The organism is Streptomyces sp. MNU89 (assembly GCF_020982505.1).
Classification (GTDB): Bacteria; Actinomycetota; Actinomycetes; order Streptomycetales; family Streptomycetaceae; genus Streptomyces; species Streptomyces xinghaiensis.
In genome coordinates this window covers 2,926,748-2,942,779 of sequence record NZ_JAJKLL010000001.1, presented here as the reverse complement: position 1 = coordinate 2,942,779, position 16,032 = coordinate 2,926,748, and the positions used below count along the sequence as shown (strand labels likewise).

The following is a 16,032-nucleotide window of genomic DNA, read 5'->3' as shown; positions in this document are numbered from 1 at the left end:
CGGCCCGCGGTCGTCGGCGGTGGGCCGTCCGTTTCCGCGGAGGGGGAGCCATGACCACGGACGCCACCACGACCGGCCCGGGCGAAGCGCTGAGGCCGCACGCCGAGGACGCCTTCGCCGGGGAGCTGCGCGCCCTCGCGGCCGCCGACGACCGGCCCCGGCCGGAGCGGTGGCGGCTGTCGCCCTGGGCCATCGCCACCTATCTGCTCGGCGGCACGCTGCCGGACGGCACCGTCATCACGCCGAAGTACGTCGGCCCGCGCCGGATCGTCGAGGTCGCCGTCACCACACTCGCCACCGACCGGGCGCTGCTGCTGCTCGGCGTGCCCGGCACCGCCAAGACCTGGGTCTCCGAGCATCTGGCGGCCGCCGTCAGCGGCGACTCCACCCTTCTGGTGCAGGGCACCGCCGGCACCCCGGAGGAGGCCATCCGCTACGGCTGGAACTACGCCCGGCTGCTGGCCCACGGACCGAGCCGGGAGGCGCTGGTGCCCAGCCCCGTGATGCGCGCGATGGCGGAGGGGATGACCGCGCGGGTCGAGGAGCTGACCCGCATCCCCGCCGATGTCCAGGACACGCTCATCACGGTGCTGTCCGAGAAGACCCTGCCCATTCCCGAGCTGGGCCAGGAGGTGCAGGCCGTCCGCGGCTTCAACCTCATCGCCACCGCCAACGACCGCGACCGGGGCGTCAACGAGCTGTCCAGCGCCCTGCGCCGCCGCTTCAACACGGTGGTGCTGCCGCTCCCGGCGACCGCCGAGGCAGTGCCCCTCGTAGCAGAGCCGTACCGTGGCGTCGGTCCCGGAGGTCACGGTGTGGTGGATCATCACCCCGTTGACCGGACCCCAGGGGCCCTTGTGATTGCGGTTGTGCGAGCGCCAACTGCGGTACTCCCGGACCTCCAGTCCTTCGTCGCGCAGTGCCTTCAGCAGGCGGGAGGCGCTCAAAGGCGTTGCCATCGCCGGTACTCCTCTCGTTCGTCCGCCGGCTCCCGGAGGCCCGGGCCCCGCGCGGGTGTGGTTCACCGCCCGCCGTTCGCGGACCCGTTCGCGGTCCTCCGTCGGCGCGGCACGCCTCACCGGGCGGTACGCCTCCGCATGCGGTTCGGCTCATGAGTGGTTCGATGGGATGGATCACGTCCGGTACGCCGAACGGCCGGACCGGAACACGGGATCGCGAGGCCGGGATCCGGACCGGACCGGCACCGGCGCCGGTGCCACGGCCGTCCCGGTCCCGGCCCGGGCCCCTGGCGCGGGCTCCGCCGGGGGAACGGAGCCCGCCGCCGCTCAGCTCTTCGCCGCCGCCTCGCCGCCCTCCTCGCCGCTTCCCTCGCCCGGCGCGGACGCCGACGACGCGCGCCGCCTGCGCGCGGTGGCCCTGGTGCCCGAGCCGGAGCCCCCGGAGGAGCCGGAGGAGCCGGAGGAAGCGGACTGCTCGCCACCACCGGCCTCGGCGCGTGCGGCCTCCGTCTCCGCGTCCTCCGCGGCCTTCGCCTCCGCCTCAGCCCGGGCCTCGGCCGCCAGTTCGGCCTCGCTCGCCGGCGGCACCGGAACGCCCAGCGGCCCGAAGACCATCCGCAGATCCGCGATCGTCCCCTCGCCCGTCACCCAGGCCAGCGGCGCGTAGTGCGCCGTGATGCCGGCGGGCGGCCGCAGCAGCGGCTTGCGCGCCGCGTTCACCGGCCACTCCACCGAGCCCGTGGCCGTACGGGCCGGGACGATCCAGTGGTCGCCGGACCGGTACCGGCCGCCGCCGGCCTCGAAGTACACCTCGACGCCGTCCTCCAGCGGCAGCCAGCGGCCCTCCTCGACGCGGGCCGCGCCGCCGCGGAAGCGTCCCGCCGCGCTCTTCCGGCCCCGCGCGGAGCTCTCCTTCTGGTCCCAGCGGCGCAGGAACGGGCGGAGCTCCGGCCGCCGCCCCACGCGGGGGTCCGGCTCACCGGACAGCCGCACCCGCCGCCCCGGCAGGTCCAGCTCCTCCACCCGCAGCAGCGGCAGCGGTTCGCCGCGGCTGGTGTACGCGGTGTCGGCGAACTCGACCCAGTCGCCCACGTTCAGGTCCAGCTTGTCGTCGCTGCCCAGGGAGGCCAGTTCCACCCAGGTGCCGTCGAGTCCGTCGACGGGGAAGACCACGGAGCCGTTCTCCCGGGACCACTTGAACGTCGCCTCGCCCGCCGCGCCGCCCTCGTGGACCTCCACCCGGTAGAGCTGGTTCTCCGGTCCCCGGTAACGGGCGTCCGGCGCGGTCAGGCAGGGGTCCTCGTCCGCCCGGGCCGGCCGCTCGCTCCGGGCCGCCAGCCGGGGGCGGCCGGACCGCTCGGTCTCCGCCCAGGTGCGGAAGGCCTCCCGGACGGCCGGCTTGTCCGGGTCCTCGCCCAGGCCCAGCGCCGAGCCCTCCAGCGGCAGCACCTGCCAGACGACCTTGGCGCGGGCCGCGGTGTCCGGCATGGCCGAGCCGAGGGCGACCTCGCGCAGCTCCGGGTCCTCGGCCGCGGTCACCGAGCGCTCCCACACCTTCAGATACATGAGGTACGGGTAGCGGCCGGGCAGCCGGTCCTCCGGGCGCTCCGGGTCCCGGAAGCCGTCCGGCTGGTCCCAGTACGTCCAGGTGGCGGGCGGTTCAGGCTCCGCCGCCCCGCCGCCGTCCGCGCCGTCCCCGTCCGGGTCGTCCCCGACGGCGTCGCCCGGCCCGGGGCGGTCGGCGTCGCAGAGGATGCCGTCGACGTAGTAGCGACCGCCGCCGATCGTCAGATCGTCCAGGTCGCGGCTGCCGGTCAGCGGGCCGACGGCGAAACCGGCGGCGCCGGCCGGGCCGCCGTCCGGGCCGATCAGGTCGTGGGCGGTGGTGCGGGCCAACCGCAGCTGGATGGCCGCCTGTTCGTTGGCGTCGGCGTCGAGCTGGACCCGTCCCTGCTGGGCGATCACGGCCGAATAGTGGCGGTCCGGGCGGAAGGTGGAGCGGGAGATGTCTGCGTACATGAAGGGGTCCCCCTCGGAAGGTTCGGCGGCCGGGCGGGGCGCGGTTCCCCGCGGCCCGCACCGGCGCTGGTGGCTCTCGTGGCGCTGGCGGCTCGTGTGGCTCGGTCGGTGATCGGCGGTCAGGTGACGGGGATGACCCCGGCGTCGGTGCCCGCGGGCGCGTACTCGGCCAGCCGGGCCCGGAGGCTGTCCATCCGCTGCGGCTCGTACAGGTCGTGGAAGACGCCCATCTCGGACCCGTCGTCGGCGCCCCGGCGGATCTCCTCGGCGCAGACCGCGGCGAGCCGCGCGTACGCCGGGGTGCCGTACCGCTCGCTCTCGAACAGCGGCCGGACCCGCCCCGCCTCCTCCGGGCCCACCAGGTCCGGCTGGCAGCGGTGGCGCCGCGGAGTGCGCGAACCCGGCGGGACGTAGCTGTACCGCAGACAGCCGATGCCGCGCCGGGCCACGTGCATCCGCCCGGTGAAGACGCTGTTCTCCGCGATCCGGACGGCATGGGTGTGGATCTCGCCGATCACCGTGCTGCGGTGCACGTGCAGCACGGCGTGGGCGTGCCGGCAGTCCGGGGCGGAGAGTGCGGGCAGGGTGTGGCCGGTGGCGTCCAGGACGCTGTCCCGCAGGTGGATGGCCGGCGGGTCGGTGCTCACCTCGTCCCCGATGACCTCGATGGTGCCGAGGACGCTCCGCTCGATCTGCAGGCAGGCGGTGGTGCGTTCGAGGACGACACTGGGCTCCTCGGGGGAGGCCGGCTCGCAGTCCGGCTCCAGGGACCAGCCGGGCACCAGGGTGCAGTGGCGGAGCACGACCGTGCCGACCGGTCCGGTGACGTTGATGCCGCGGCCGGCGATCAGCAGTCCGTCGAGGACGATCCGGGCGGGCTCGCCGTGCGGGCAGCCGTGGGGGCCGGGGCGGTGGCCGGGTTCGCCGGTACGGTCCGCCGGCTCCGTCCCTGCCGTCGTCCCTGCCGTCGTTCCTTCCGCCGTTCCCCCGGCCGTTCCCTCCGCTCCTTCCGCCTCCGCCGTCGCGCCCGGTCCGCCGTCCCGGCAGTCGCAGCCGTGCGCGCGGATATTGAGGGCGTCCGGCCGGTTGCTGTACCAGTCCAGGAGCCGGATCGCCGGACGGGCGCCCTCCGCCGCGCGGACCTCCAGCCGGTCGCCCGGCTCCAGGTCGAAGTCCAGCTGTTCCTGGTAGGCGCCGCTGTGGGTGATCTCGATGACGCCCTCGGGGCCCACCCGCCCCTCGCGCCGGTCCTGCCGCCACCGCTCGTACGCGTCCATGATCCGCAGGAAGCTGCGGCCGGGACCGACCCGGTAGACCTTCGCCGTCGCCGGGGTGTCCCGGTCCCGGTCGTACTCGCCGCCGCCCAGGTCGTCACCGAAGGCGTGGTGGTAGCTCACCCACACCCCCCGCCGGGGCGCGGAGCGGGAGGCGAACGCGATCCTGCCGAGCTCCGGGTCCACGGCCACCTGACCGCGCTGCGGCCGGTAGCGCCAGTCCGTCAGATCGGCCACGACGATGTCCGACAGCGGCACCGGCTCCTCACGGCCGTCCCGGTGGATCTCCAGGGACTTGCCGGGCCCGTAGTAGTCCGCGAGCCGGTCCGCGAACTGCCGGCGCCGGATGTACGCCGGGACGTTGTCGACGGTCGCGAGGTGCGCGGCGGACGGCTCGGGCTCCGGCTTGGTCACCAGCCGGGTGTCGTTGCCGAGGATCGAGAAGGTGTAGAGGTTCCGGGCCCGGTCGACGCAGTACGCGGGCGCGTCCGTCACCGGGTACGGCCGCAGCCGCCACACGAACAGGCCGACCCCGGCCGGCGTGAGGCCGGCGGGGCGGCGCGCGGAGCCCGCACGCCGTACGTCCGCGGAGCGCGCCACCGCGCCGAACGGGCCGCCCGCCAGGTCCAGTTCCGCCGAGTCCCGCAGATCGGCGAGCCGGCCGCGCCCGGAGCGCCGGGCGCGCACGGCCGCCGTCTCCGGGCCGTACAGCCGGACCGGCTGGTGGTGGGAGAGCAGCCGGGAGAACTCCACGGCGCGGGCGGGCCAGCCGGCGACCGACTCCGCCAGCTCCTCGAGCAGCGGCAGGGTGCCCTTGCGGCGCCGGTTGGCGACCGTGGCGGCCACCTCCCGGCGCGGTGAGAGCGCCGCGGCCAGCCGCCGCCGGGAGAGGTCCGGCCGGCCGCCGTCCTCCGGTCCCGTGGCGAGCAGGTGTTCGTAGCCGGGCAGCGGGCGGTGGCCCACCAGATCACCGAGGTAGGGCAGTACCCACTCGGCGGCCGTCTCCACGAACCAGTCGTCGTATTGCTGTTCGACGCCGCTGCGCACCAGATCGACCTGTTCGGCGATCACCGCGAGCAGCGCGCGCAGTGGCTCACCGCCCGGCCCCTCGCCCTGTTCGGCGTCCCGCAGCCGGTGCCACTGCGGAAGGAGATCCGCGAGCCCGTCCGGTTCCCTGCTCATCGGGTGACCTCCGTAAGAATCAGCGTGTCCGGGACCTCGGGTGACAGCAGCGCCAGCTGGGCGGGGCGCACGCCGCGGAAGACGAGCACCGAGCGGCCCCTCGGCAGCCGCCGGACGCTGTCGATGTCCGGGTTGAGGCGCAGCAGTTCGGTCAGGGTGATGCCGTGGCGGGCGGCGACCTCGGTGAGGGTCTCGCCGCCCTCGGCCGTCACCCGGTACGTCGTCTCGTCGAACTCGGCCCGCCGGGCGGGCACCACGGACCGCGGCCCGTCGAGGTCCGCGGGCGGTACCAGCCCGTCCGGGCCGCCGGTGACGGGGACCCCGGTGAAGACGTCCACGTCCAGGTACTCGACACCGGGCACGGTGTGGGCCGTGGCCAGCACCTCGGAGAGCAGCGCGGGCTGCCCCAGCTCGCGGCCGGGGTAGCCGAGCCGGCGCAGCAGCGCCTGCCGCAGCCGGGGCTCGACCGTCTCGAAGGAGTGGTCCGCCGCCACCCTCACCCTCGCCGCGAGCAGCAGCACCACCAGTTCCCGCACGTCGACGCGGACCGGCAGTCGCGCGTCACCGTGCTCGGCCAGCGCGGAGCGCAGGGCCCGCAGGGTGTCCGAGTCCGGGCCGAGGGGGACGTCGTCCACCCCGGCGACGGTCACATGGACCACCCGGCGCCGCCCGTCGAAGAGTTCGCGGGCCGCGGCCCGGCCGACGCCGGCCCGGGAGCGGGCGAAGTCCGCGTAGTCGGGGACGGACACCAGCCGGTCCAGCGCGGAGACCGCGAGGGGGATGGTGCGGCGGGTGAGGCCCGGGCCGTCGCCCGCCGCGCCGCCGGTCGCGGGCAGCGGGTTGGTGACGCCGGTGACGCCCAGGGGGCGGGTGACGGCCTGGGTGACGCGGCCCGCCGGGAGGTTGGCCGGGACCTCCGTGCCGCCCGGCCCCTCCGTGCCGTGGCGGTAGCGGGCGCGGACGTTGTCGTGCCCGGTGGGCAGCCGCGCGCCGTTCACGCCGTCACCGAAGGTCACCGTCGGACGGCCGTCCGCGCCGGCGCCCAGCACGTAGACCCGTTCGCGGGGGCCGCGCCCCGCGAGGCTGTCCACCCGGTGCCACAGCAGCCCGTCCACGCGCACCTCCAGCGCCGGTACGGCACCCAGCGCGTTGTCCGAGGGGAGCCAGGCGAGCGGGGCGCGCCAGAGCGTGAACGTCTGGTTGGGGCGGGTGGTGTCACCGCTGCCGACGGGCTCGTCACGGCTCTCGCCGTGCGAGGCGGGCACGACGTTGCCCAGCACGCGGACGGTGTCGCGGTCGTAGCGGTGGGCCAGATCGGCGGTGAGCGTCAGCACCGTGTGGACGTGGTCGCCGGGCAGCTCCGGGTCGAGCCGCTGTTCGACGCCGGCGATCACGGCGAGCTCGGTGGCGCGCAGCCCGGCGACACCGGGGATGTCGCTGCGCTCGCCGGTGACGACGATATGGCGGCCCGGGGCCAGTCCTTCGTGCAGATCGTCGAGTTCGAGCTCGTTGCCGTGCACGTCCTCGCCCAGCGGCTCGTCGGCCATCCGCAGCGGCTCGCCGCCCGCGTGCACCGTGGTGTCCCGGATGTGCGAGAGCAGCACGTCCTGGTCGTCCAGCCACGGGTCGGCGAGGGTGAGCTCGGTGCCGCGCCCGGTGATCCCGTAGTTGGTGTACGCGACGGTGCGTACGGCGGTGACCCGGGTGATGACGCGGCGGAGTGCAGGGTCGCCGGGGATCTCGTCCGGGGTGCCCTTGCGGGGGCGTTCGACGGCGACCCAGCTGCCGACCGTGAGGGAGTCGTGCACGGTGTCGAGCGGCAGGACGTGGCGGTTGGGCGCCGAGGGGACGGTGGCGATGCCGATCTCGACGCTGTGCTGCTCGCTGGCTGTCGAACGGCGGACGTAGACCTCGTAGCCGCCGACGGTCTCCTGTCGGCGCTCACCGGGCGCCAGCCGCCAGTCGTGGCTGCCGCCGTCCGCGATGGACACATGGATGGTGCCGTCCTCGGCCGGCCGGGAGACGAACAGCGTCCGCTCCGGCAGATCCGCCAGCAACTGCGCGGTCACGCCCGGCTCCGCGGGCTCCGCGGGCTCCGCGGCCGCCGCCCGCCGGCCGGTGCGGCCGCTCTCCTGCTCCTGGGGGCTCTGGGCGGAGAGAACGACCGTGCCGGGGCCGAGGTCGAACGTCAGCTCGTTCGGGAGGTTCTCGCTGCGCTGCCAGGAGGCGTCCAGCTGGGCGTGGACGAACTCGGCCTTCACGGGCACTTTGCCGGCCGTGTCGAACACGACCCGCATGGTGGTCAGCGCCGAGCCGGTCAGCGGCCAGTCGGACTGCCGGATGATCCGGCCGCGCTCGTCCTGTACGGGCTTGAGCGGGGCCGTAGCCCCGAACGGCGCGGCCGTCACCCGCATCGCCAGCAGATCGCGCAGGACGGCGGGACCGGGCACGGGAACGGCGGCCGCCGTCCCGGTGGCGGTGGCGGCCGGGGTGGCGCGGCGCCAGGCCGCGTGCAGCTCGCCGCCGTCCAGGTGCGGGTCCAGGGCGGTCAGCAGCCGGGTGGCGAGGCCCGACTCCGGGCCGAAGAGGCGCCGCGGGTCGCGCGCCGCGGTGCGGGCCGCGGCCGGCGGGCGAACGGAGCGGGAGGAGCGGAGAGCGGGGAGCAGCGCGCCGAGCGTACGGAGGGCGGCCGGGCTCTGCGGGCCCGGTGCCGTCTGCGGGCTCTGCGTGCTCCGTGGGCTCCCTGGGCTCTGTGCGCCGGCGGGCGCGGTGGACGGGACCGCCGGGTGCCCGGTGCCGCCGCTGCCGCTGCCGGTCTCCGTCCCGGCCTGCGTCTCTGCCGGTGTCTCCGCCTGTGTCTCCGTCTCCAGGACGCGTCCGTCGAAGGCGGCGTCCTCGGCGGCCGTGCGGCTCGGGCCCAATTCGATCGCCCGTTCCCGCAGTTCGGCCACCACGGCCGCCAGCCGTTCGAACCAGGCGGCGACATGTTCGTACGGCCGGGCGATGATCTCCGCCTCCGCCAGCCGGTCCAGGGGTTCCTCCAGCCGGTGTGCGAACTCCTCGGGCGTGGTGACGCCGTCCAGGTCGGCCCGGAGCGGAGCCAGCACCTGCGCGTCGAAGTCGTCGACCAGACGGCTGACCGGACGCGGATTCGGGTGCTCCGGGCTCGGCTCCGCCGGCTCCTCCCCCTCCTCCGGGTCCCCCGGGCCCTCCGGTTCCGTGATCCACTGCCGGAGTTCGGTCAGCAGCTCGAACAGGCTGGGCGGCGCCGACCGCGGCAGGGCGACCGCCGTCACGCCGTCCTCGCGGTCGACGCGCAGCCGCGCCGCCGGCAGCAGCAGCCGCTGCCCGGCGCCGGGCGCCTCGCCCCCGCCGAAGAGGAACAGCAGCCGGTCGCCGACGTGCAGACCGGTGTCCGTCCCGGCGACGTACAGCTCGGACCGCTGGGCCAGGTCGTCCGGGGTCAGCAGGGCCGGGCGGCGCCGCCGCACCGTCAGCTCGTTCGAGGACCGGCGGGCGGTCAGCTCCTCGTCCGTCTCGAAGGTGTGCGGCTCCTCCCGCGACACGGCGGGCACACTGTGGCTGCGCGCCCCGCGCGGGATCAGCACGGGGATGTCCTCCCCCGAGCGGGGATCGCGGTCCACCGTGTATGCGAGATGCGTGTCCGCGGCGATCCCGGGCCGTGGGCGGTGGCCCACGAGCCGGCCCAGTAGCGCCAGGGAGCGCTGCTCGCGGGCGGTGCGCAGATAGCCCTCGTCGGCGATCCGTTCGGAATGGAACGTCAGCAGGTCGCCGAGGACGGCCCAGGCGTCCAGCAGGGCGATTGCCGGATCGTCCGGGGTCCGCACGGTCAGCCGGCGCAGCGCCGGATAGGCGGGTGAGGCGAGCCGGTCGAGCATGGCGGCCAGGAAGGAGCCGTACTCGCCGACCCGGTAGTCGAGGGCCGAGCGGCCCGGCGGGTTGTGCGGGGAGGCCGCCGGGCGGCGCTCGTCGTGGCCGCCGCAGCCGCAGTCGTCGGCGCAGCCGCGGCCGCCGCGGCCCGTGGTGGTCGTGTCGGTCGGTTCGATGGTCACTGTCCGCCCCCGAACTCCAGCTCCAGCCGGCCGTTCTCGGGCCGGTCCGGGTCGTTGTCGCACTGTGCGATCTCCAGCGGTCCGAGCCGCAGCACGCCCTCGTCCAGGGCCGGGTCGCGGAAGCCGCCGAGATCGCCTGCGTTGTCGTTGCCGGCGTCGATGCCGCCGCCGAAGAGCCGCCGCGCCCTGGTGACGTGCACGCTCCGCACGCCCGGCACCGCGGCCGCCACCGCCATCAGCCGGCTCAGCCGCACCGGGTCCCCGAAGCCCAGGGCGTCGGGGTGGAAGAAACCGAGCCGGCCGTCGGGCAGGGCACGGGAGCCGAGCACCCGGTGCAGCTCGGCCAGGACCGGGCCGTGCTGCTGCCCCGGCGCCGCGCAGACGGTCAGCGCGATGTCGAGCGGCACCGTCCGCGCCGGGACGACGACCACGTCGTGACCGATCCGGCGGTACCTCTCCAGATGCTGCGCCACCGCGTCCAGCAGCTCCGGGGACGGCTCCCCGGTGGAGAGGGCGTCCACGGCGACATGCACCTCCTGGGCGCTGCCGGTCCAGCGCATCTCCGCCGCCGCGCGCTGTACCCCGGGGACGGCGGACGCCAGCTCTGCGTAGTCCCCGGCGGTCACGGCCCGCAGCCGGGTGCGCTTGAGGGCCAGCGGCGCCAGCCTGCGCACCTGTTCGACGGGTTCGGGCTCCGTGCCGCCGGTCGCGGGGAGCGGGTTGCGCACCCGGAGCACCGGAAGGCCGCGCCACGCGCCGGTCCCGGGCTCGCCGGTCTCCTCGGCGTCCCCGGACTCCGGGTCCGCGTCCCGGCCGGGCTCCGCTTCCCCGTACCCGCCGTACTCCTCCGGTCCCGCCGACCGGTCCGTATCCGTATCCGTGTACGGATCCCAGCCGCTGTACGGGCCGGGCTCCTCCGAGCCGTCGTCGTCCGGGCACCCGCACAGCACCAGCCGGTTGACGGCCTCCGCGCCGACGTTGCCCGCCGTGCCGCCGCCCAGCCGGTACCGCAGCTCCAGCGTGCTGCCGGGCTCCGGGGCGGCGCCGTGGACGCCGTCTCCGAAGCGCAGCGCGAGACGGCCGTCGTCCTCCGGCTCGCCGGTGACGTGCCGGTCCCGGGACCCGCTCTCCAGCAGGTCCCGCCGGGGCTCCCACACCCGGGTGCCGTCCTGGCTCCGCTCCAGCACCCGTACCGCCGGGAGCGCCGCCCGCGGGTCCTGGCGGAGCGACGCGGCGGCCGGGCCCGCCAGCACCGGGTCGTCCGGGTCGAGCCCGGCCGCGTACGGCGGGCCCCAGCAGTGCGCGATCTCCCAGGCGGTGCGCCGGTCCAGCACCGTGCCCGCGCGGGCACGGGCGGTCAGCACCTCCAGTCGGCGCTTCTTGCGGGCCAGCAACCGGTCGCTGCGGACCAGCAGTTCGCGCAGCGCACGCCGCGGGTGGACGCGCAGCTCCAGCCGCTCCAGCACACCCAGCCCGAACAGCACGGTCAGTTCGGCCGTCTCCCGCTCGGAGAGCCCGTCGCGGTCGCGGGCGCTGCGCCACAGCTCCACCAGCCGCTGCCGCACCTGCTCCGGAACGGCCGCCAGCCGCTCCGCCTGCCCGGCGGCGACGAGGCGCGGCTCGGGGAACGGCACGGCCTGGACGACGGGGAAGCGGTCGAGGACCGGCCGGAAGCGCGGCACGATGCCCGGATAAACCGACTGCGCGACGAGCGTGCGCAGGGCGGCCGCCTGGGCGCGGGCGGTGTCCGGCACGACCTCCTCGCGCCGCCCCTCGCCGCCGATCCCCAGCCCGGCCCGCGCGGTGGCGTCCTCGCCGAACGCGGTGAACACCTTCCGGACGTGCGCCGGCGTCAGCAGCCGTCCGCTGTCGGTAAGATCGAGCAGCGCGGCGACGAGCCGCGCGGGTCCGTTGCCGCCCGCGCGGTCCGGGCAGCCGAAGGCGGGCGGCTCGCACCCGGCCGGCACGGCCGGCACCGGCGGCACGGTGACGCGTTCCGGTTCGCCGTCGCAGAAGGCCGTCGACCGGCCGTGGTCGGCCAGGACGATGTTGCCGCGCGCCACGCTCACATCCGGGACCGGCTCGCAGCGCGTGCCGCCGGTGGTGGAGAGGCAGAGCGGGAAGCGCAGGGCGTCCTCGCGGGCCCAGGTGATCTCCAGGACCGGCTGTCCGCACAGCCGGTCGACGGCCGGGGTGACGGAGGTGAGGCGCACCGCCTGCCGGTGCGCGGGGTCGGCGTCGCCGTGGGTGCCGGAGCGCGGGCCGCGCACCTCCTCGAACACCAGCAGGTCGCCGGGGGACAGGTCCAGCCGACGGCGCCGGGGGCGCTCATGCCCGGGGTGGCCGTGCCCGTGTCCGTCTCCGCCGTGGTCCCCGTGCCCGTGCCGGTCACCGCGTCCCCGCGGGGCGTCCCCGTGTCCGCCGTCTCCGTCCCCGTCTCCGCGCCCGTCGTCCCCGTGCTCCCGGTGCGCCCACGCGTCGCGCAGGGTGGCGGAGGTGGCGCCCCGGGGCAGCGAGCACTGTTCACCGCCCCAGGTCCAGAACCGGATGGTGTTGTGCTCGGGCCGCAGCCGCAGCGGCTTCCGCTCCACCGGCTCGAAGACCTCGACCCGCCCCCGCTCGTCCAGCGCCGTCAGCTCCTCGTCCCCGAGGACGGTGCCGGGCCGGGCGCCGTGCCGGTCGCGCGGACCCGCGTCGCGGAGGTCGACGGAGGCGAAGCGGAAACGGCCGGGCGGCAGCGTCAGCGGCCGCGCCACCTCCACGGCCACAAGGGCGCGGGCGTTGCAGCCGTCGTGCATCGGATAGTCGACCAGCCGGACGTGGCGGCGTACCGACACCCGCCGGCGGGCCGTGTCCAGATAGGCCTCGGTGGCGACCGCGTCCTGCTGGTAGCTGATCAGATCGGCGGTGTGCGCCAGCAGTTCGACCAGCGTGACACCGAGGTCCGGCGCATGCCGCTCCACCCAGCCGGGTGACGTCAGCGCCAGCCGGTCCAGGACCACCTGGCGCAGGGTGTCGTAGTCCCGCGCCGTGTAGTCGATGACCGGGGCGGGCTTGAAGGTGGGCGGGCAATCCGGCTGCTCGTCCGCACAGTCGAACGGTGTGGGGCAGTCCGGCCGGAAGAAGAAGTCCGCCGCGTGGTAGCGCTGGTCGAAGCCGCGGTACGGCTCGGTGCCCGGACGCCCGTACGGATCGGTCTCGACGACGGCCAGCCGGTATCGGGAGGTGTCACCGGCCTTGTCGACGGTGACGTACAGCCGGTCGTCCAGCTCCGGGTCGTCCTCCCGTTCGACCTCCACCTCCAGCGCCTCGATGCCGGTGACGCGCCGGCCGCCGTCGACGCGGATGCTCTCCGGGCCCAGGCCGTGCGGGGCCTTGCCGAGGAAGGTGACGGTCAGCGTGCGGCCGTCGTCGCCCACCTCGACCGCGTCGACCCCGTTCAGTTCCGCCCGGCGCACCGTGCCGCGCCTGCCGTCGCCCCGGCACACCAGTGCGGTGCCGGCGGCCCCGGCCGTCGATTCCCTGTCCGGCCCGCTCATGCGGCGCCCCTCCCCTCGAACACCTCGTCGCGGCGGTCCGCGGTGGCGCGCACCACGTACCGCAGATGGACGCGGACCACGCTCTCCTCGCTCTCCACGTCCACGTCCTCCACCTCGATCAGATCCCCCAGCCAGCGCTGCAGCGCCGCCTGCACGGACAACTCCAGCGCGGACGCCAGTTCGGGGCTGTTGGGGGTGAACACCAGGTCGAGCAATCCGCAGCCGAAGTCGGGGCGCATCACGCGCTCACCCGGGCTGGTGAACAGCAACTGCTCGATCAGATCGCGCACATGGTCCTCGTACGACGCGGCCCGGGCCGTGCGCCCCCGGCCGTCGATCCGGAACGGGAACGCGATGTCCTCCCGTGCGGTCGTCCTTGCCCTCATCGGCACACCACTCCCTGCTGTGCGGTTCCGGGTCCCGAGCCGGCCACGAGCGGCGCCCCCTGCGGCAGCAGGGCGTTGCTGAGGCACTGCGCCCGCGAGGCCGCCGTGTCCAGCAGCACGGGCACGCCATCGACGGTCACGCCGTCCCGGCCGCCGTCCGCGCTCCAGCGGACGCTGGTGCACGGCGAGGGCCGGCTGCCGTCGGTGTGCCCGCAGCCGCTGACCGTGTGGACGTCGGCGGCGGTCATCAGTGGCAGTCCGTCCATCCGCACCGCGGACCGGGCGTGCGCGCCGGCCCCGGCGGCGGAGGCGGCCGCGACCCGGCCGCCGTGCGGGCAGCGCAGCTCCGCCCCCGTGTGGACGGGGCTCCCGGGATGCCCGAGGCCCCCGCTCCCGTAACTCCTGGACACGACGTCTCTCCCCGTTCCTGTGCTAGCTCTTCTTGGGCACGGTCAGCCGGCCCTCGTTGACGTCCACCTGATCGCCGTCGAGGACGATCGAGGTCCCCGCACCGCTGTTGATCTGCACCCCGGCGTTGCTGATCCGGACGAACGCGCCGCCCGGCGCCTGCAGCAGAATCCCGCCGTCCGGGGAGTCGTGGAGCACGATCCTGTGGTGGCTCCGGTTCTCGATGACGACCGGTTCGGCGCCTGTGCGCGCCGCGGCCTGTGCGTCCCGCGGCAGCTCGCCCGCGTCGCCGTACCAGCAGCCCGTCCAGATCGGAAAACTCGCGTCGCCCTGCTCGAACTCGATCCACACCCCTGCCCCTTCGGCCGGGACGACGTACTGCCCGGCCTGCTCGCCGGTGAACGGGAAGCAGGGCATGGCCCAGGTGGACGGCTCGTCCCCGAGCACGTCCGGCACGAGCGCCGTGATCCGGCCGATCCGCAACGGATCGTCGTTGTCCACCACGCGGCCGCGGAACTTGCCGAGGTAGCGGTTGGCGGGTCCTGGTCCTGCTGCTGGCGCCATCGTGTGCTTCTCCAGATGTCTGTGGCTGCCGTGTCTGTGGCTGCCCTGTCGCCGGGCACGTTCACGGTCGGACGGTGTCGCTCAGCGCGACCAGCCCCTCCCGCGAGAGCGTGAAGTTCTGCTGGTACGAGCCGGGCCGGAGGTTGTGGGTCACGCTGGTGACGTAGTAGTCGCCGTCGTACGTCACCCCGGCGCCCCGCACCCCGACCAGCTCCCGCGGCCGGAGGATGTAGCCGTGCCGGTTGACGTCGAGCTGCCCCGAGCCGGACACCGCGTCGGCGGAGGTCGCGGCGCGCGCCAGGGTCTCGGCGCGGGCCTGCTCCGGGCTGAACTTGGCGGTGCCGGTCAGCTTGCGGCGCTTCAGCGCCGGACTGGGCCGCCGGCCCAGCGGCGGGCGCAGCGGGCTGATGTCGGGCTGGGGGAGCAGCGGCGCCCGCCGGGTCACCGGGTCCAGCACCCGCGCCTGCGGCTCCTCGCGGGCGGTGCCGTCATAGGCGAAGGTGAGCTGGTCCACCGTGGAGTTGACGTCCATGTTGACGTTGAGCGCGTGCTGCCGCTGACCGACCCGCTTCTGCGGGCCGAAGTAGGCCGTGGAGTAGCCGGGTGCCGGACCGGGTTCGAGAGAGAAGACGTAACCGTTGGCCTGGGCCAGTTCGTTGAGGTACGCCAGATCGGTGCCGGTCTGGTACTCGACGCGGAGCTGGGCGCGCGGCGGCTGCTCGATCTGCTCCCGGACGACGTACGGCTGGATGCCGTAGTCCTCGTAGCCGCGCAGGATGCGGGCGGCGCGGGCCGAGGGCGCAAGGTTGGGGTAGCGCTCGGTGCGCTCCTCCAGGTCCATGAGGAGGCTCAGGTCCTCGCCGGTGACGGTGAGGGTCGTCTGCCCCAACTGGTTGCTGGCCCCGACCTCCTGCCGGACGATCAGCCCGTCGAGCAGGACCCGCGGGGTGCCGCGCACCGAGGCGGTGACGATGACCCGGGTGCGCGGGTCGAAGTAACCGTCGGGAAGCAGCCGCCGGCTGATCGCGCCGCGCTTGGTGAGGTCGAACGCGATCTGGAAACCGCTGCGTTCGCCCGCCGTACTGGTGATCTGCACGGAGAGCAGGGCCTCCGACACCTCGTACGGCACCGGGCGGACCAGCTTCGGCCCCATGTGCAGGGTGAGATGGACCGGGCCGCCGCCGACCGGATCTTCGTCAGCCACGACCGCCGCCTCCCGCCGAGCCGCTTCCGGGAGCGCCGCTTCCCGGGGTGGTGAAGGCGCCGGGCAGCGGGATCGCGATCTCCTGCCCCGGCTCGGCGGTCAGCTCGCGGGGATCGAGGACGGGGTTGGCGTCGGCGATCCGCCACCACTGGCCCGGATCGCCGAAGTAGCGCTGGGCGAGCTGGTCGGGGCGTTCGCCGGCGCTGACGGTGTGGGTGGCGGTGTCGCCGTCGCCGGGTGCGCCGGTGCCGCTGCGGTCGTCCTCGGGAAGCGGGGGGAGTAACCGGCGCTTGGTGTACCGGACTTCGGTGCCGTCGGGGAAGCAGTACGTCCCGATCCCGGCATCGTGGTACCGGCTGCCGCGCGGATAGGGATGCGATCCGGGGATCGCGTCCAGTGCGCTGTCGTACGGCTCGATCATGGT

General features: G+C 75.2%; 10 protein-coding genes. 1 reads left to right on the top strand and 9 read right to left on the bottom strand.

Features of this window, described 5'->3' with window-relative positions; translation table 11 throughout:
- The first annotated feature begins 50 nt into the window (after positions 1-50).
- Positions 51-1,115, top strand: coding sequence for an AAA family ATPase (locus E4N63_RS12520; protein WP_230240689.1), 1,065 nt, complete (start codon positions 51-53; stop codon positions 1,113-1,115).
- Between the two features lie 171 nt (positions 1,116-1,286).
- Here E4N63_RS12520 and E4N63_RS12515 read toward each other — a convergent pair whose 3' ends face one another.
- The 9 genes from E4N63_RS12515 to E4N63_RS12475 all read right to left on the bottom strand — a co-directional run bounded on the left by E4N63_RS12515 (position 1,287) and on the right by E4N63_RS12475 (position 16,029).
- Positions 1,287-2,978: a DUF6519 domain-containing protein gene (locus E4N63_RS12515; protein ID WP_230240688.1), complete on the bottom strand. Its 1,692-nt coding sequence runs from the start codon at positions 2,976-2,978 to the stop codon at positions 1,287-1,289.
- Between the two features lie 119 nt (positions 2,979-3,097).
- Complete coding sequence (locus E4N63_RS12510) at positions 3,098-5,434, bottom strand: hypothetical protein (RefSeq protein WP_230240686.1); 2,337 nt, start codon at positions 5,432-5,434, stop codon at positions 3,098-3,100.
- Positions 5,431-9,501 carry a putative baseplate assembly protein gene (locus tag E4N63_RS12505; protein ID WP_374112869.1) on the bottom strand — a complete coding sequence of 1,357 codons (4,071 nt, stop codon included), beginning with the start codon at positions 9,499-9,501 and terminating at the stop codon, positions 5,431-5,433. The genes E4N63_RS12510 and E4N63_RS12505 overlap by 4 nt, the downstream gene beginning before the upstream one ends.
- Before the next feature lie 2 nt (positions 9,502-9,503).
- Positions 9,504-13,046, bottom strand: coding sequence for a baseplate J/gp47 family protein (locus tag E4N63_RS12500; RefSeq protein ID WP_230240683.1), 3,543 nt, complete (start codon positions 13,044-13,046; stop codon positions 9,504-9,506).
- Positions 13,043-13,432: a GPW/gp25 family protein gene (locus E4N63_RS12495; protein WP_125622496.1), complete on the bottom strand. Its 390-nt coding sequence runs from the start codon at positions 13,430-13,432 to the stop codon at positions 13,043-13,045. Before E4N63_RS12495 ends, E4N63_RS12500 begins: the two co-directional genes overlap by 4 nt.
- The gene (locus tag E4N63_RS12490; RefSeq protein ID WP_230240681.1) at positions 13,429-13,842 is read right to left on the bottom strand and encodes a hypothetical protein; all 414 of its coding nucleotides are present in this window, start codon (positions 13,840-13,842) and stop codon (positions 13,429-13,431) included. The genes E4N63_RS12495 and E4N63_RS12490 overlap by 4 nt, the downstream gene beginning before the upstream one ends.
- Positions 13,843-13,864: 22 nt before the next feature.
- Positions 13,865-14,404 (bottom strand): phage baseplate assembly protein V, encoded by a 540-nt coding sequence (locus E4N63_RS12485; RefSeq protein ID WP_125622499.1) that lies wholly within the window; start codon positions 14,402-14,404, stop codon positions 13,865-13,867.
- 61 nt (positions 14,405-14,465) lie between these two features.
- Positions 14,466-15,557, bottom strand: a complete 1,092-nt coding sequence (locus tag E4N63_RS12480; RefSeq protein ID WP_230242455.1) for a hypothetical protein — start codon at positions 15,555-15,557, stop codon at positions 14,466-14,468.
- Between the two features lie 43 nt (positions 15,558-15,600).
- Positions 15,601-16,029: a LysM peptidoglycan-binding domain-containing protein gene (locus E4N63_RS12475; protein WP_230240680.1), complete on the bottom strand. Its 429-nt coding sequence runs from the start codon at positions 16,027-16,029 to the stop codon at positions 15,601-15,603.
- Positions 16,030-16,032 lie beyond the last annotated feature (3 nt).